At 73.1% G+C, this 16,323-nt stretch carries 14 protein-coding genes and 1 pseudogene; 11 read left to right on the top strand and 4 right to left on the bottom strand.

Annotation, left to right across the window (positions count from 1 at the left end; genetic code table 11):
* Positions 1-135: 135 nt before the first annotated feature.
* From ACZ7OY_RS42320 to ACZ7OY_RS42335, 4 genes are all read right to left on the bottom strand, one after another.
* On the bottom strand, positions 136-1,926 hold the full coding sequence (locus tag ACZ7OY_RS42320) for an NlpC/P60 family protein (RefSeq protein ID WP_472250832.1): 1,791 nt from the start codon (positions 1,924-1,926) through the stop codon (positions 136-138).
* An 82-nt stretch (positions 1,927-2,008) separates the two neighbouring features.
* Positions 2,009-3,064 (bottom strand): NAD-dependent epimerase/dehydratase family protein, encoded by a 1,056-nt coding sequence (locus tag ACZ7OY_RS42325; RefSeq protein WP_472250833.1) that lies wholly within the window; start codon positions 3,062-3,064, stop codon positions 2,009-2,011.
* A 94-nt stretch (positions 3,065-3,158) separates the two neighbouring features.
* Positions 3,159-4,253, bottom strand: a complete 1,095-nt coding sequence (locus tag ACZ7OY_RS42330) for a DUF6745 domain-containing protein (protein WP_472250871.1) — start codon at positions 4,251-4,253, stop codon at positions 3,159-3,161.
* Between the two features lie 62 nt (positions 4,254-4,315).
* Positions 4,316-4,642, bottom strand: coding sequence for a hypothetical protein (locus ACZ7OY_RS42335; RefSeq protein WP_385524727.1), 327 nt, complete (start codon positions 4,640-4,642; stop codon positions 4,316-4,318).
* 169 nt (positions 4,643-4,811) lie between these two features.
* On the opposite strand from ACZ7OY_RS42335, the gene ACZ7OY_RS42340 reads away from it, so the two are divergent.
* The 11 genes and pseudogenes from ACZ7OY_RS42340 to ACZ7OY_RS42390 all read left to right on the top strand — a co-directional run bounded on the left by ACZ7OY_RS42340 (position 4,812) and on the right by ACZ7OY_RS42390 (position 16,249).
* A complete protein-coding gene (locus ACZ7OY_RS42340) occupies positions 4,812-5,768 on the top strand; it encodes an STM4015 family protein (protein WP_472250834.1) in 957 nt (318 codons plus the stop codon).
* A 5-nt stretch (positions 5,769-5,773) separates the two neighbouring features.
* Entirely contained in the window at positions 5,774-6,730 is a 957-nt protein-coding gene (locus tag ACZ7OY_RS42345) for an STM4015 family protein (RefSeq protein WP_472250872.1), read from the top strand.
* Positions 6,711-8,042 (top strand): STM4014 family protein, encoded by a 1,332-nt coding sequence (locus ACZ7OY_RS42350; protein WP_472250835.1) that lies wholly within the window; start codon positions 6,711-6,713, stop codon positions 8,040-8,042. The genes ACZ7OY_RS42345 and ACZ7OY_RS42350 overlap by 20 nt, the downstream gene beginning before the upstream one ends.
* Positions 8,043-8,085: 43 nt before the next feature.
* Positions 8,086-8,928 carry an STM4013/SEN3800 family hydrolase gene (locus ACZ7OY_RS42355; RefSeq protein ID WP_472250873.1) on the top strand — a complete coding sequence of 281 codons (843 nt, stop codon included), beginning with the start codon at positions 8,086-8,088 and terminating at the stop codon, positions 8,926-8,928.
* Positions 8,925-10,304 carry an STM4012 family radical SAM protein gene (locus tag ACZ7OY_RS42360; protein ID WP_472250836.1) on the top strand — a complete coding sequence of 460 codons (1,380 nt, stop codon included), beginning with the start codon at positions 8,925-8,927 and terminating at the stop codon, positions 10,302-10,304. The genes ACZ7OY_RS42355 and ACZ7OY_RS42360 overlap by 4 nt, the downstream gene beginning before the upstream one ends.
* Positions 10,305-10,315: 11 nt before the next feature.
* Positions 10,316-11,173, top strand: coding sequence for an STM4011 family radical SAM protein (locus ACZ7OY_RS42365; protein WP_472250837.1), 858 nt, complete (start codon positions 10,316-10,318; stop codon positions 11,171-11,173).
* Between the two features lie 71 nt (positions 11,174-11,244).
* Complete coding sequence (locus ACZ7OY_RS42370; RefSeq protein WP_472250838.1) at positions 11,245-11,697, top strand: flavodoxin family protein; 453 nt, start codon at positions 11,245-11,247, stop codon at positions 11,695-11,697.
* A gap of 184 nt (positions 11,698-11,881) precedes the next feature.
* Positions 11,882-12,514, top strand: a complete 633-nt coding sequence (locus ACZ7OY_RS42375) for a PAS and ANTAR domain-containing protein (RefSeq protein WP_472250839.1) — start codon at positions 11,882-11,884, stop codon at positions 12,512-12,514.
* Positions 12,515-12,752: 238 nt separating this feature from the next.
* A pseudogene (locus ACZ7OY_RS42380) lies at positions 12,753-13,202 on the top strand (hypothetical protein); the annotation flags it as partial.
* Positions 13,179-14,708 (top strand): hypothetical protein, encoded by a 1,530-nt coding sequence (locus ACZ7OY_RS42385; protein WP_472250874.1) that lies wholly within the window; start codon positions 13,179-13,181, stop codon positions 14,706-14,708. The pseudogene ACZ7OY_RS42380 and the gene ACZ7OY_RS42385, both read left to right, overlap by 24 nt.
* Positions 14,705-16,249: a vWA domain-containing protein gene (locus tag ACZ7OY_RS42390; RefSeq protein WP_472250840.1), complete on the top strand. Its 1,545-nt coding sequence runs from the start codon at positions 14,705-14,707 to the stop codon at positions 16,247-16,249. The genes ACZ7OY_RS42385 and ACZ7OY_RS42390 overlap by 4 nt, the downstream gene beginning before the upstream one ends.
* Positions 16,250-16,323: the final 74 nt, after the last annotated feature.

Here is a 16,323-nt window from a genome sequence, read left to right on the forward strand (position 1 = left end):
GGTAAGACGGGCACACGTGCCCGCACAGCGCGGTGAAGCAGGAAGCCACCAGAAGGGCCAGACGGCCCAGGCTGGAATCCCCGTCCTTTAGGGCGGGGAGCACGTCAACCACCGTCGAAGGGCCGTGCGCCGGGCTCAGATACGACGCACGGTGTGCAGCTTCGTGGCGTACGTGCCCGTGCCGTCGAGCAGCGACGCCCCGCCCAGGTCGGACATGGTGGGCCCGTTGACCGTCTTGCGGCTGGAGAGGAAGCGGCGCCGCCCGCCCGCGTCCTTGCCGAGGTAGATGCCGACGTGGTCGACGGTCACGGGACCGCTCGGGACGTCGTCGCCCGAGTCGGCGTTGAACAGCACCAGGTCACCGGGCTGGAGTTGCGCCGCGGCGGGCGCAGTGGTGCCGTCGGTGCGGTCGACGACCACCCCGGGCGCGTGGTCGGCGATGTCCCGCGACTTGCGCGGGATCCGTTCGCCCGAGGTGTCCGCGCCGGCGGCCAGCGGCACGCCCAGGTGGTAGCCGTACACCATCCGGGTGTAGCCCGAGCAGTCGAGGTTGCCCACCTGCTTGCTGGACGCCTTGACGTAGGTGCCGTCCGGGAAGGTCCAGCCCGTGTTCATGTACTCGTGGAAGTCGGCGCCTTCGAAGCGGTAGCCCTGCGGGTCCAGGTAGCCGTACCCGGCCTCGCCCAGGACCTGTTTGTCCTGAGCGGGACCGGCCCCGGCCGTGACCGCCGGAGCACCGCCGAGGAACATCGCGGCGTGGGCCAGGACGTCGGGAGCGCAGGAACCGGCCCAGCCGCGGATCGTCTGCTCCAGCTGCGCCGTCCAGGTTCCGTCGAACGGCTCCGGCAGCACCCGCACCCAGTCCCCGTGGGTGACGGTCGGCGGCGTCTCCCAGTTCGCGGCGTCCACCTCGTAGCGGCTGACGGACAGGGTGACCGGCAGGTTCGTGCAGCCGGTGTTGGCCAGGGCGCGCAGGCCCACCCGGCCCTTGCCGAAGGTGGGGTCGGCGATGTCGGCGGACCACGCGGTCGGCTCGGCCGAGGCCGAACGCCAGGCCCTGGCCCGGATCCGGGTGCCCTCCCGCCGCACCCGGATCGTCCAGTCGGTCCCCGCGGGCACGCCCGTGGCGAGGGTGACGGCGGGGACCAGCTGGGTCACCGTGTCGTCGAGCTCCTTCTCGAGGCGCAGCTCGACCGCCCCCGAGGTCAGGAAGGACAGCCGGGCCCGGTAGTTGCTGTGGGTGGTCTGGTAGCCGAACGTCAGGCCGACGGAACAGGCCTGGCCGGTGGGCACCTTGTCGAACCGGACCGTGCAGCGGGCGTCGACGTCGGTGATCTCCTCGTCGTGCAGGCTGGCGTGGCGGCTCGCGCCGTCGGTGGTGAGGCTGATCAGGCCGCTGCCCGGCACGACCGCGTAGTCGGTGTCCACCGGCCCCAGCGTGTACCAGCTGCCGCCGCCGGGAGAGGTGCCCCAGTACTTCCGGTCCTTCGGGTCCAGCGAGAGATCGGGCAGGGTGCGCTGGAAGTCGTCCGCGAAGGGCCGCTTGTTCTCCGCGAACGTGCGCTGCGGACCGGGCAGGACGACCGTCCGCGCGCCCTGGGTGAGCAGCGCGACCCGCCTGCCGCCGGAGGTCACCTCGGTGCGGGCCGGAGTACCCGGCAGCACCGTGGTGGTGAGCGGGGCGGCGAGCGTCGCCGCGGTGAAGTAGGAGGCGTCCAGCGGGGCCAGGATCACCGAGGAACGGGCCGCGGACAGTCCGGCCGGACCCGGGAGCGGCTCGACGTCCGCGAGGGTGCCGTTGCCCGCGGCCTGTGCCGGGGCCGTGGCTGCTCCGGCGAGCGGTACGGAGGCGGCGGAGGCCGCGAGGACGGCGAGGAGTCTACGCCGAGAGGTGTGGGACGAGGTGTGGGACGAGGTGTGAGACATGAGGATCATGATCGCGTCCGGCACCGACGCCCGTACAGCGCACCCCTGTTGGCAGCCACGATCCCCACCGTGGACGCCCGCCTCAGGCGTGCCGCTGCCGCAGCCATGCCTCGTAGTGCTCCAGCATTGTCTCCTCGATCGGCCGGTAGACGATGCCCAGTTCGTGCACGCTGCGGCTGTTGTCGACCCGGAACCGGATGCCGAGGTGTTTGCGGATGTAGTCCTGCGTCAGCCCGAACGCCGGGCCCAGGATCCGCACCGGCCAGTGCGGCAGGGCCGTACGCGGCAGCCGCAGACTGCGCGGATGACGGGTGCGGATGATGCGGGACATCTCGTGGAACGACGTCATCGTCTCCGCGGCGACGATGTACCGGCCCTCGGCGGCGGGGTTCTCCGCCGCGGCGATGTGGGCGTCGGCCACGTCGCGCACATCGGCGGTGGTGAAGCTGAAGTCCGGTGCGCCGTACCAGAAATAGCCCTTGAACAGCTCGTCGAGCAGGAACAGGCTGCCGGAGCGCGACGCCGGGGTGAGCGAGGGGCCGAGCACCAGACCGGGGTTGACCGACACCATGCGCCAGCGGTCCTGCGCCGCCTCCGCGTCCCATGCCGCCCGCTCGGCGAGGGTCTTGGCGTAGTGGTACGGGTTGTTGTCCACGGTGCTCGTGGTGTTGAAGTACTTCTCCGTCAGCACCTCGTCGTCCATGTCCCGTACATCGGCGTAGTCACCGAAGATCGCGCCGACGGTGGAGGTGAACACGAGCCGCTCGACCTCCGCGGTCCGCTCGATGCTCCCGAGCACATTGCGGGTCCCCAGCAGGGCCGGGTCGACCATGTCCCGCCGGCCGTCCCTGATCTTCTCCGGCATGAGGAACGGCGACGCCACATGGAAGACCACCCGGCAGCCGCGCATCGCCTCGTCGAACGAGTTCTCCACGAGCAGATCCGCCTCGAAGAGTTCCAGCCGCCCGGGGAAGGCCTCCCGCATCTTTGCGAGCGGCCCCACCTTGGCGGCGTCCTCGGTGCTGCGGACCGTGGTGCGCACCCGGTAGCCGCGTTCGAGGAGCCGTCGCACGAGATGGCTGCCCACGAACCCGGTTCCGCCGGTGACCAGAACGCCCGCTGCCGCCTCTGTGCTCACGTGCCGTCTCCTCGCTCCAGATTCCCGGTGTGTGCCGGGAGACGGCATGGATCATCGCCCGACACGCGCCGCGGGGAACAGAGGTGCGACCGGATCAGGTCTCCCGCAGCGGCGCGTACGCCTCGGCCCCCAGACCGAACGTCCACGCCACGCCCTCCCTGGCCTCCCGGGTCGTCGGCGGCACCCGCAACCAGTACGTGCGGTGCGTGCCGTCCGGCTCCGGTGTGGAGTTGACGACCTCCACCATCACGACCGGCTCGTCGCCGTCGAGTTCGACCCGCCAGAGTGTGCCCGTCTCGTCCTTGTGCACCGGACGGGCCCCGGAGTCGCTCAGATAGCGGTCGTAGCCGTAGTACTCGAGCATGACCCGGCGCAGCTCGGCGTTCTCCTCGGCGCGGATCCGCTCCGGCGTCAGGGTGCGCAGCTCCTCGAGGAACGCGGCAGGCACCGGCATGCCACGCCACGCGTGCAGCGCGAAACCGTCCGGGAAGGCGAGCGCCGGGCCGTCGCCCCGGTCGAGCCGGCCGGCCTCGTCCCGGTGCAGGGCGACGGGCCGCTCGCACACCACCGCGACCTTCTCGAACGGCCACCACCAGCCGGCGCTGCGGCACACCCGGGCCGGCCCGTCCAGCGCAGATCCGTCCACGCTCAGGGCGGCGAGCCACGGCGCGTCGTGCTGGCCGAGCAGCGCGTCCAGCAGGATCAGCGTGATCTCCGTCTGCGCCTGCCGGTCGTCGCCGGCGAGGTCGTCGAGCACACCCCGGCGGATCCGCTCGACGAGCGCCTGCGTGGTGTCCCAGAGCCGGCCTCCGGTCGCCGACCAGTGGGCCGACCACCCCGCGGCCCCCAACCGCTCGTGCGCGGTACGGCGTGCGGCCGCCCAGGGCGCGTTGCGCACCGCCTCCCGCACGCTCGCCCCCCGGTCCGCGTCGGACAGGGCCCGCACCAGGGTCACGCCCTCGCGCGGGGAACCCGCCCACACCACCCGCTCCGGCGCGGCCAGTCCGGCCTGCCGGTACGCCAGCAGGATGCCCGCCTCCGCTTCGGCGCGGTCCGCGGGCTCGGCCGCGGCGGCGCACGCACGCCAGCCCCGGAGGGCGTCCACCGGCACCCCGTCCGTCCCGTCCACGTCCCCCGCCACCACGTCCCCCGCCACCAGGTCTGCCGCCACTGCCGTCTCTCCCACCATGCGTACGTCCGTCATCCGCTCCCGCTCCCCGCTCGTCCCGCTCACCCGGCCCACCGCGCCGCTCAGTCGGCCACGAGCCGCACGGAACCCGGCACGTACTCCCGCTGCCGGATCACCCGGAACCACCCCTTGGGCAGCGTGATCGCCGCATGCTCCTCGTGCACGACCCGGCCGCCCTCCGGCAGATGCAGCAGCAGCGGACCGAACGGCCCCGGCTCACGCACCAGTTCGCCCGGACCCACCACCGCGTGCGCATGGCCGGTCACCTCGCCCAGGGCCAGTACGAGCCGGCCCCGCGTGTCCCGCGCCTCCTTCGGCGCCTGCGGCACATGGGCCGGCACGGCCTCCTCCGCGACGGGCACGATCAGCACGTCTCCCTGCCGGTACACGGCTCTCCCCTCCGCCCGGTGCTCGGCGCACCGGACTCCATGCACAGACCGTACGGACCGCCACTGACAACGGGCCGCGGCCGACCCTGCCGAGGCGTGCTGTCAGTGCCTGTTGGTAGAACTGCTGCGCACCGTTCACCGCATCCGTTGCACGTCAGGAGCAGCCCGCATGACCATCGGCCAGCACTTGCAGGAGTTTCACGGTCTGCCCGCCTTCGACTTCCCCGAGGCCGACGCGACGACGGCGCTGCCCGAACCCGACTCCGTCGCCTGGCGGGTCAGCGGCAGCGTCTACGACGCCGAGGAGGAGTGGACGGCGGCCTTCGAGCGCTTCTGCTCCGCGGTGGACACGACCCGGGTGCGCGCGCTGATCGTCGGTGCCTGGACGGAGGCGTACGACAGCGCCTCCACCGAGGTCGTGGAGGCGCTGCTGGCCGCCCGTGACCGGCTGCCCGCCCTGCGGGGCCTGTTCCTCGGCGACATCGTCTACGAGGAGTGCGAGATCTCCTGGATCAACCAGACCGATGTCACCGGCCTGTTGACCGGTTTCCCCGAGCTGGAGGAGTTCGGCGTGCGCGGCGGGACGGGCCTGCGGCTGGAGGCGTTCAGCCACACCGCGCTGCGCAGACTGACGGTCCAGACCGGCGGACTGCCCGTCCGCGTGGTGCGCGGCATCGGCGGCAGCGAACTGCCCGCGCTGGAGCACCTCGACCTCTGGCTGGGCACCTCCTGGTACGGGGCCGACACCGAGCCCGCCGACCTGGAGCCGCTCCTGTCCGGCGCCCGGCTGCCGCGCCTGCGGCACCTGGCGCTGCGCAACAGCGAGATCCAGGACGAGGTCGCCGCGGCCGTGGCGTCCGCCCCGGTGGTGGCCCGCCTGGAGGTGCTGGACCTGTCCATGGGCACCTTGGGCGACGACGGCGCGGCCGCGCTGCTCGGCGGGCAGCCGCTCACCCACCTGAAGCGGCTCGACCTGCACCACCACTACCTGAGCGAGCCCGTCCAGCAGCGGATACGGGAGACGCTCGAACCCGCGGGCGTCGAGCTGGACCTGGACAGCGACAACCCCGACGAGGACCGCGACGAGGACGGTACGGTGCACCGCTACGTCGCCGTCGGTGAGTGACCAGGATGCGCATGGGCCACTACCCCTCACATCTGACGTCCTTCCGCGGCCTGCCCGTGCACACCTTCGCCCCGGCCGGTGACGCCCGCCCCGCTCCCCGGCCGGCGGCCGATTCGGCCGCCTGGAGACTGGCCGCCGACTGGGACACGCCGTTCGAGCGGGTCTGGCGCGGCTTCCTGGACGAGGTCCGCACCGAGGACGTCATCGCCGTCGTCGTCGGACCCTGGTGGACGGAGTGGGACGAGGACGGCATCGACCCGGTCCTCGAGCTGCTCGCGGCCGAGGCCCACCGGTTCCCGCGGCTGCGGGCGCTGTTCCTCGCGGACGTGGAGTCCGAGGAGTCGGAGATCTCCTGGATCAAGCAGGGCACCGTCACCCGCGTGCTGCGCGCCTGGCCCGAACTGGAGGAGCTGGGCATACGCGGCGCCGACGACCTGGTGGTCGAGCCGCTGCGGCACGACGCGCTGCGCACCCTGCGGATCGAGTCCGGCGGTCTCGCCCCGGATCCCGTACGCGCCCTGGGCGGCTGCGAGTTCCCGGCCCTGCGCCATCTCGAACTCTGGCTCGGGACGACCTGGTACGGCGGCGACTGCGAGGTGGCGGACGTCGAAGCGCTCCTGGCCGCCCTGGGACGCTGCCCGGACCTGCGTCACCTGGGCCTGCAGAACAGCGACATCCAGGACGGGATAGCGGCGGCGGTGTCGGCCGCGCCGGTCGTCGCGGGACTTAGCTCCCTCGACCTCAGCATGGGCGCGCTCGGCGACGAGGGCGGTGCCGCCCTGCTGTCCGGACAGCCGCTGACCCACCTGCGCTCGCTCAGCCTGCGCCACCACTTCATGAGCGAGGAACTGGTCCGGCGGCTGCGCGAGTCGCTGGAGCCGCACGGCACGGACCTCGACCTCGCCCCGGCCACTCGCCGAAGCCGTGGGGTGGAGGGACGCTATGTCGCCGTCGGCGAATGAGGCGGGACCGGCGCACCGCGCCGGTCCGCGCCTCGCGGTCGTCGGCAACCCCGAGAACCGCCGGGTCGCGCTGTTCGGCGCGGCGGTCGCCGGGTTCGGGCTGCCCGAGCCGCGTGTCGTCTCCTGGGAGGAGGTGCTGCGTTCGGGCGGGGCCGACTTCGCCGCCGACGAGGTGGTCCGCATCGACTCGCCCGGCGAGAACCCGGCCGTCGACCGCCTGCTCCGGGGTACCGGGGACCCGACCCGGGTCGAGGGCTCGGCACGCTGGTACGCGGGCTTCATGAGCGCGGTGCGCACGCTGCGCGGCGGCCGCCGCCTCGACGACCCGGACGAACTGGCGGTCCTGTTCGACAAGCGGCGCTGCCACGCCGTGCTGACCGCGGCGGGAGTCCCGGTTCCCGCTTCCCCCACCTCGGCGGCGGACGCGGCGGAGGGGGCGCGGGAGGCGGCACCGGTGGCGGTGCGCGGCTGGGACGACGTACGGGCGCTGATGCGCGCACACCGGATGCCGAGGCTCTTCGTCAAGCCCGCGCACGGCTCGTCGGCGTCCGGGGTGCTCGCCGTCGAGACGTCCGGCGCCGGACGGATCAGGGCCACCACCTCCGTCGAACTCACCCCGGACGGGCGGCTGTTCAACTCCCTGAAGATCCGCCGCTACGAACGGGAGCGGGACATCGCCGCGATTGTGGACGCCCTGGCCCCCGACGGCCTGCACCTCGAACGCTGGTTTCCCAAGGCCTCCCAGCGGGGCCGGGCCGCCGATCTGCGGGTCGTCGTGGTGGCCGGCCGGGCCACCCACGCCGTGGTCCGCACCAGCGCCTCGCCGCTGACCAATCTGCACCTCGGCGGCAGCCGCGGCGACCTCGACGAGGCCCGTGCGGCCGTCGAGGCGGCCGGAGCCCGCTGGCCGGAGGTCCTCGACGTGTGCGAACGGGCCGCGGCCTGCTTCCCGAACACCCTGTGCGTGGGCGTCGACCTCCTGCCGGCGGTCGGCTGGCGGCGGTTCGCGGTCGGCGAGGTCAACGCCTTCGGCGACCTGCTGCCCCGGCTGACCGGCCTGCCGGGCAGTGGAGCGGAGGGCCGCGACACCTACGCGGCCCAGGTGGCGGCGATCCTGCGCCACCCGCCTCCCACGGCCTCGGCCACCACTGCCACTGCCACTGCCACAGTCACAGCGGCGGCCCGGCTCGCGAGGCAGGCCGCACCGTACGACCGGCTCGACCCGCAAGACCCGCAGGACCGGCAGCACCCGCAAGACCCGCAAGACCCGCAAGACCCGTACAGAACAGGAACCACCGATGTCAGCGCCTGAACCGACGCCCCCGCCGCACCGCACGGCCGCGAGCGACCCCGACATGAACGAGATCGTCGGCAGCCACGACATCCTGCTCGTCACGCTGGACACCCTGCGCCACGACGTCGCCGCCGAACTGGCCGCGGCCGGCCGCATCCCCAACCTGGCCCGTCATCTCCCCGACGGCCGCTGGCAGCGCCGGCACGCCCCGGGGAGTTTCACGTACGCCTCCCACCAGGCGATGTTCGCCGGCTTCCTGCCGACGCCCGCCGAACCCGGCCCGCACCCCCGGCTGTTCGCGGCGAGCTTCGCGGGCAGCGAGACCACCGCCGAGCGCACCTTCGTCTACGACACCCCGGACTTCGTCTCCGGCCTGGCCGAGGCCGGCTACCACACGGCGTGCGTCGGCGGAGTCGGCTTCTTCAACAAGCAGGGCCCGCTGGGCTCGGTCCTGCCCGGGCTCTTCCAGGAGTCGCACTGGGAGCCGGAGTTCGGCGTCGCGTCACCCACCTCCTTCGAGAGCCAGGTGGCCTGCGCCGAGCGGCTGATCCGCGAACTGCCCCACGAGCAGCGCCTGTTCCTGTTCGTCAACGTGGCCGCACTGCACCAGCCCAACTGGTTCCACCTGCCCGGCGCCACCAAGGAGGCGGGCGACTCCCGCGAGACGCACGCCGCCGCCCTGGAGTACGTGGACCGGCACATCGGCCGCCTGTTCGCCGCCGCGAGCAGCAGACGCCCCTGCTTCGCGATCGTCTGCTCGGACCACGGCACCGCGTACGGCGAGGACGGCTACACCGGTCACCGCATCGGCCACCCGTCCGTCTGGACCGTGCCCTACGCCCACTTCCTGCTCGACCCGACGTCCGCCCCGACGCCGTCCGCCCTGACGGAGGCCACCCGATGACCGCCGTGACCGGCCCCCGCCCGCGCCCCGAAGCCGCGCGGCACGTCAGCCCGTACCAGAGCTACGTCTACGCCTACCCGCACAAGACGGCCTACCGGAAACTGGCCGACCGCCCCCGGCTGCGCACGCTCTGGGCGGCGGAGCCGAAGGACACCCTCTCGCTCTACCTCCACATACCGTTCTGCGAGGTCCGCTGCGGCTTCTGCAACCTGTTCACGCGCATCGGCGCCCCGGACGGCCTGACCGGCGCCTACCTGGACGCCCTGGAGCGGCAGGCGACCGCCGTGCGGGACGCGCTCGGCGACTCGGAGCCCGTCCGGTTCGCCACCGCGGCCTTCGGCGGCGGCACCCCCACCTTCCTCACCGCCGCCGAGCTGGAGCGGCTGTGCGACATCGCCGAACACCGCATGGGCGCCGACCTGCGGGCCGTACCGCTCTCGGTGGAGGCCTCGCCCGCCACGGCGAGCGCCGACCGGCTGGAGGTACTGGCCGCCCGCGGCACCACCCGCCTCAGCCTCGGCGTGCAGAGCTTCGACGACACCGAGGCCCGGGCGGCCGTACGCCCGCAGCGCCGGGCCGACGTCGAGGCGGCCCTCGGCCGTGTCCGCGACGCCCGGATACCCGTGCTCAACATCGACCTGATCTACGGCATCGACGGCCAGACGGACGCGTCCTGGCTGCGTTCCCTGGACGCGGCCCTGGCCTGGCGGCCGGAGGAGCTGTACCTCTACCCGCTCTACATCCGCCCGCTGACCGGCCTGGGCCGTCGCGCGGGCGACGCCGACCCGGCCTGGGACGCACAGCGCCTGCGGCTGTACCGGGTGGGCCGCGACCACCTTCTCGCACACGGGTACGAGCAGCAGTCGATGCGCATGTTCCGGCGCGCGGACGCCCCGCCCCAGGGTACGGACGACTACGCCTGCCAGACCGACGGCATGATCGGGCTGGGCTGCGGCGCCCGTTCCTACACCGCGGACCTGCACTACTCCTTCGACTACGCCGTCGGCATGCACGAGATCCGCTCCATCATCGACGACTACGTCTCGCGGCCCGCCGCCGACTTCGCCCACGCCGAGTACGGCCGCCCGATGGACTCCGACGAGGCCCGCAGGCGTCATCTGCTCCAGTCCCTGCTCCAGGCGGAGGGACTGCGGCTCGCCGACTACGCCGACCGGTTCGACGGGCACACCCCCGCCGACGACTTCGGCCCCGAGCTGGAGCGCTTCGCGTCCCTGGGCTGGCTGGAACCCGTCGACCCGAACGCGTCCGCGACGCTGCGCCTGACCCCCGAGGGCCTGGCCCACTCCGACGCGATCGGACCCGAACTGTTCTCCCCGGCCGTACGGGCCGCCATGGCCGCCTACGAGAGGAAGTGAGGGCGCACCCGATGGACCTGACCCTGCTCTACCGCGGCCCGCTGGCCTCCTGCGACTACGACTGCCCGTACTGCCCCTTCGCCAAGCGCCGCGACAGCCGGGAGCAGCTGCGCGCGGACCGTGCCGCCCTGGAACGGTTCGCCGCCTGGTCCGCGGACCGCACCACCGACCGCCTCTCGCTGCTGTTCACCCCGTGGGGCGAGGGCCTGGTCCGGTCCTGGTACCGGCGCACCCTGACCGAGCTCTCCCACCAGCCGCACATCAGCCGCGTGGCCATCCAGACCAACCTCAGCTGCCGCACCGACTGGCTGGCGGACGCCGACCCCGACACCCTCGCCCTGTGGTGCACGTATCACCCCGGCCAGACCCCGTACGAGCGCTTTCTCGCCAAGTGCCGTGAACTGGTCCGGCTCGGCGTGCGCTTCAGCGTCGGCATCGTCGGGCTGCCCGAGCATCTGGAGGCCGCCCGGCGGCTGCGCGCCGAACTGCCCCCGCACGTGTACCTGTGGGTCAACGCCGCGGAGGGCCACACCTACGACGACGCCCAGGCCGACCTCTGGACCGAGCTGGACCCGCTCTTCCCCTACAGTCGCCGTCCGCACGCCAGCGCGGGCCTGCCGTGCCGCACCGGGGAGTCCGTGATCTCCGTCGACGGCGACGGCACCGTCCGCCGCTGCCACTTCGTCCGCGCCGAACTGGGCAACCTCTACGACGGCTCCTACCGCGAGGCCCTGCGCCCGCGCCCCTGCCCCCTCACCGCCTGCGACTGCCACATCGGCTACGTCCACCTGGAGACCCTGCCGCTGTACGACGTGTTCGCGGGCGGCGTCCTGGAACGCATCCCGGCGGTCACCGCCGGCGCCGGGTAGCACTCGGGGCGTCCGCACCCCGGGCGGTCCGGCTTGCGGTCCGGGCCGCCCGGACGGCAGGGTTCGGGAGTGTGCCCACCCTGCTGATCGTGCATCACACGCCCTCGCCCCACTGCCAGGCCATGTTCGAGGCCGTCGTCTCCGGCGCCAGCGACCCGGAGATCGAGAACGTCGACGTCGTACGGCGGGCCGCGCTGTCCGCCACGGCCTCCGACGTGCTCGCCGCCGACGGGATCCTGCTCGGCACCCCGGCGAACCTCGGGTACATGTCCGGCGCGCTGAAGCACTTCTTCGACCAGGTCTACTACCCCTGCCTGGACGCCACCCGGGGCCGGCCGTTCGGCTTCTACGTGCACGGCGGCAACGACGTCACGGGAGCGGTGCGCGGCATCGAGACGATCACGACGGGTCTCGGCTGGCGCCGCGCAGCCGAGCCGGTGACCGTGACCGGCGAGCCGGCCAAGGCCGATGTGCGGGCGTGCTGGGAACTCGGCGCGACCCTGGCCGCGGGGCTGATGGAGTGACGCCCGTACGGACCGCCGTCGCCGCGGCCCGGCCGGTGCCCCGGGCCTCGGCCCCCTCCCCGGCCCGGCTCCGTGCCGTGTTCCGGCGGCGTGGCGGCAGTGGTGGTGCCAGACTTCCCGTAGGGAGAGACTCCCGGGCAGGGCGAGACGGCCCGGAGGGACCCGCCACGGGAGGTATTGCGCGGTGACGGAGGAACCGGTCGGTCCGGCGGACGACACCGAGGCACTCACCGGCGTCTTCCTCTTCCGGGTGCCCGAGGAGGCCTGGTGGTGGTCCGACGACATGTACCGCCTGCTGGGCTACGACGCCGACGAGATCCCGGCGAGCGGCGCCCTGCTGGAGCGGCACGTGCACCCCGACGACCAGGAGGGCATCGGCCGCGTGTGGGACCGCGGACTGGGCACCGGGACGCCGTTCAGCACCTACTACCGGCTCCTGACCCGTGACGGGCAGGAGCGGCACGCCGTGCTCGTGGGCGACGGCCGGGTCGACGACGACTCCGTGGTCGTGCTGCGGGGATTCGTCGTCGACGTCACCGAGCCGGTCCAGCGGCACGCCCAGGAATCGGCGGACGTGGACATCGCGCGCGCCCGCGCCTCGCAGGAGGACGTGGACGTGGCCCGCGGTGTCCTCATGGCGCTGTACGGCGTGCACGAGGACGTGGCCTTCCGGGTGCTGCGCCGCCACAGCCAGCAGACGAACGTGAAACTCCGGACCGTCGCCCGCGCCGTCGTCGAGGCCACCCCCACCCCGCCCGGAGAGGGTCAGCACGACCTCCATCACCGCATCGCTCAGGCCCTCTACCCGGACGACTGACGACGGCGCGGCCAGCGGGTCCGCGGGCCCTGCGGGAGCGGTCCCGGAGCGGTGCCGACGCGGCTCCCGGAGCGGTGCCGACGCGGCTCCCGGAGCGGTGCCGAGGGCCATTGTCAGTGGTGGCCCGTATGTTCTGCCGTGTCCCGCCGATCCGGGGTGACAGTCCCCTGGGCGCAAAGGAGATGGCGCGTTGTCAGATTGGGAGAGGTCGAGCACGGCACGGGTGATCCCACCCGCCATGCCACGCAAGCTCGCCAAGGTCCCGTTCGTCGAACTGGCCGACGGACGCCTCCAGGGAGTGGTGTCCAGCGGCTCGGACATCGAGCGGGTCTACGTCTCGTCGATCGCCGCCCGGACGTACGCGTTCGCCTGCAGCACCAACAACAACCGGCCCTGCGGCGGTGCGCGCGGCTCGTTCTGCAACCACATACGGGCCCTGGTCAACGAGGCGGTGCTCCAGTACGGCGCCGAGCGCGTCGCCCGCTATCTTCGGGTCGAGTCCACCGCGACCGATGCACAGCCCAGCGCGCAGAGCATCACCGCCGACATGATCGGCACCCGCCCCGCGCAGGCGGACGCCACGGCCGCCGCGCCGGTCTTCAGCCGGTTCCTGCGCCACCTGGCCTACCTCGAACTCGCCCCCACCAACGGCCCGTTGCCCGAGATGCAGTGGTTCCCGCCGACCAGGCGGACCGTGCCGGGAGTGCCCGCGCACCCCTCCCGCCCCGGCCCGGCCGAGGGCACCGGCCCGCTCACCGAGGCGATCACCGGGCTCGACGAGGCACTGGCCGCCGTCGACGCGTTCGACCAGGTTCTCGTCGGCGGTCTGCTGCGCCCCAGGCCCGACCAGGCCGCGGCCCTCGCGGAGTTCGCGCAGGCCGTCGCCGGTTCCCCGCTGGCCGCCAGGGGCGCCGAAGCCGCCGAGAAGGCGGCGGCCGGAGCGGCGGCCGAGGACCACCTCGTCGTCCTCGCGGCGGGCCGCGCCGCACTGCTGGGTTCCGTGCACGACGCCCTCCTGGCCCGCGTCGAGGAGCTGACCGGCCGGCCGCACGACGGGGACACGGCCCCGGCGTCCGCCGGACCGCAGGCCGCGAACCTGCTCGCCGCCGCCCGCTCCTGGCTGGCCGACCTGGCGCGCGCCGGATGGCGGGGCATCGACCACGACGTGGTCGCCGGATCGGCCCAGATCGTCTCCGCGATGCTGCCCGACCCGTCCCTGCGCCGACTGGCGACGCTCCTCGACGGCTTCGCCGCCGAACTCGCGGCGTCCTGCCCCGGAGCGGCCCTGGAACACGTCCCGGTACGCCGCTGGGCCGACCTGTGGTCACGGGCGATGCTCCTGACCCTGCCCGGCGCCACCGGCACGCCCGCCGTCGCCGCGGTCACCGGACGCCTGCTGCCCCTCGGCGTCGACGTGCACGAACACGCCACCGCCGCGCAGGCCCAGGTGCACGCGGTGCTCGAACCCGCCGACGGGACACCGCCGCGCCTGGTGCGGGCCGGGGTGGCGGTCCCCAAGCCGGACACGGTCGTCGGCGCCGGTGTGTGGCAACTGCTGCGACCGCACATGTCGTTGCTGGCCGCCCTCGGCGAGGGCCGCTCGATGGACATCACCGACATGCCGCTCACCGCCGAGGGCGACCTGATCTGGAGCGACGAGCACGCCCGGCCCGGCGAGCCCGCCGACGCCTTCGCCACCGCCCGTGTCGCACTGCCGACCGCGACGGCCTCGGCGACCGTGCCGCTGGACCGGCATCCGGCCCGTATCGCCGTCCCCGTGTTCCTGGAGGGGTACACCGTCCGCAGGACCGGGCCGCAGGAGGCGCCCACGGACGCGCCGGGGGAGGTTCCTGCGGACAGCGACGGCGACCGACCGGGCGGCGACGTGCTGACGTTCACCGTCGCCGGGCAGCCGCTCGTCGTCGACACCGACCGCATCCCGGTCGCCGGACCGCTCACGCCCGAGGCCGTCGAGGCCTCCGGCGCGTGCATCGGGCTGCTGCGCTGGGACGCCGGGACGTTCGGGGTCCAGCCGCTCGCCGTCGAGACGACCGTGCGCAAGAAGGCCGTCGCGATCCATGCCGGCGGCTGGGTCGGCGGCACGGCCGACAAGACGGGCGCCAGGGCGGAGAAGGCCGCCGCCGACGCCGTGGTGGTGCTGCGCGAGCGCGCCGGAAGGCTGCTGCGCAAATGACCGAGCCGACGAACGGACACCACCCGGAAGCGGACCCCTACGACAACCGTCGCCAGGTGCTGTACTGGCGGCTGCTCGCCCGGCTGTTCGACCACGAGGAGCAGCCGGCCCTGGAGTCGTCGAGCCTCGCCGTCGTCGAGGACATCGGCCTGCCACCCGCGCTGCTGGACCCGCAGACCTCCGTCGACTCGATCGTGCAGCGCCACCCGGAACTGGCCGCCGAACTGGACGGGCTGATGGTCCCTCAGGCCGGGACCCGCAGCCAGGGCGACCCGGGAAGCACCACCGAATCCGAGGCCGGATCCGAGAGCGGGACCGGGTCAGGGACCGACGGTGAGACCGGTGCGGAGAGCGACGTCGAAGCCGAAGCCGACGTCGAGGGTGACGGACGGGACCGGGACGCCGAGGTCCGCCGGGCCGCACTGGTGTCGAAGGTGCTGCTCAACGTGTTCGCCACCCCCTCCGGCACGGTCACCGCGGGACAGCTCTCGCGCTGGCAGTCCGACGCGGGCTGGCTGGAGCGCGCCCTCGGCTGCCGTCCCGGCGAGCTGCGCGGCGGCCGGACCGGGCGAGGCACCGCAGTGCCGGGCGGTGTCGCCCCGACCGGTACCGGAGTCGGCTTCGGCGCGCCCGACCTCAGCCGACTGATACCGGCGATCGGGCCCGAACTCGGCGCCATCGAGGCCGAACTCGTCCGCCGGATGCGGCTGCGCGAGGTGCTGGCCGATCCCCGGCTGGCCGCCCAGCTGACCCCGAGCATGTCACTGGTGGAACAGCTGCTGCGGGACAAGGACAACCTGTCCGGGGTGGCCCTCGCCAACGCCAAGGACCTGATCCGGCGCTTCGTCGAGGAGGTCGCCGAGGTCCTGCGGACCCAGGTGGAGAAGGCGTCGGTCGGCGCCCTGGACCGCTCGGTGCCGCCCAAGCGGGTGTTCCGCAACCTCGACCTCGACCGCACGATCTGGAAGAACCTCACCAACTGGAGCCCGGAGGAGGAGCGGCTGTACGTCGACCGCCTCTACTACCGGCACACCGCCCGCAGGACGACGCCCCAGCGGCTGATCGTGGTCGTGGACCAGTCGGGCTCGATGGTCGACTCGATGGTGAACTGCACCATCCTCGCGTCGATCTTCGCCGGACTGCCCAAGGTGGACGTCCACCTCATCGCGTACGACACCCAGGCACTCGACCTCACCCCCTGGGTGCACGACCCCTTCGAGACCCTGCTGCGGACCAACCTCGGCGGCGGCACCGACGGCACGGTCGCGATGACGCTGGCCCAGCCGAAGATCGCCGAGCCCCGCAACACCGTCGTGGTGTGGATCTCCGACTTCTACGAATGGCGCGCCGAGCCGCTGTTCGCGAGCATGGTCGCCATCCATCGCTCCGGCGCGAAGTTCATCCCCGTCGGCTCGGTCACCAGTTCCGGCCGCGCCAGCGTCAACCCCTGGTTCCGGGAACGCTTCAAGGACCTCGGTACACCGGTCGTCTCCGGCCACATCCGCAAGCTCGTCCAGGAGCTCAAGACGTTCCTCGCCTGAGGCGCCCGCGTACATCGAGAGTTCCGCCCCTTAGAGGCTTCCGGCCCCGGGCTTCCCCCTTTTTTTCTTGCTTC

This window comes from Streptomyces sp. NPDC107559 (genome assembly GCF_055657365.1).

Coding starts and splice junctions, on each gene's coding strand:
- ACZ7OY_RS42320 (WP_472250832.1), bottom strand. CDS start 1,926: ATGTCTCACACCTCGTCCCACACCTCGTCCCACACCTCTCGGCGTAGA.
- ACZ7OY_RS42330 (WP_472250871.1), bottom strand. CDS start 4,253: ATGGTGGGAGAGACGGCAGTGGCGGCAGACCTGGTGGCGGGGGACGTG.
- ACZ7OY_RS42340 (WP_472250834.1), top strand. CDS start 4,812: ATGACCATCGGCCAGCACTTGCAGGAGTTTCACGGTCTGCCCGCCTTC.
- ACZ7OY_RS42345 (WP_472250872.1), top strand. CDS start 5,774: ATGCGCATGGGCCACTACCCCTCACATCTGACGTCCTTCCGCGGCCTG.
- ACZ7OY_RS42350 (WP_472250835.1), top strand. CDS start 6,711: ATGTCGCCGTCGGCGAATGAGGCGGGACCGGCGCACCGCGCCGGTCCG.
- ACZ7OY_RS42355 (WP_472250873.1), top strand. CDS start 8,086: ATGAACGAGATCGTCGGCAGCCACGACATCCTGCTCGTCACGCTGGAC.
- ACZ7OY_RS42360 (WP_472250836.1), top strand. CDS start 8,925: ATGACCGCCGTGACCGGCCCCCGCCCGCGCCCCGAAGCCGCGCGGCAC.
- ACZ7OY_RS42365 (WP_472250837.1), top strand. CDS start 10,316: ATGGACCTGACCCTGCTCTACCGCGGCCCGCTGGCCTCCTGCGACTAC.
- ACZ7OY_RS42385 (WP_472250874.1), top strand. CDS start 13,179: ATGCAGTGGTTCCCGCCGACCAGGCGGACCGTGCCGGGAGTGCCCGCG.
- ACZ7OY_RS42390 (WP_472250840.1), top strand. CDS start 14,705: ATGACCGAGCCGACGAACGGACACCACCCGGAAGCGGACCCCTACGAC.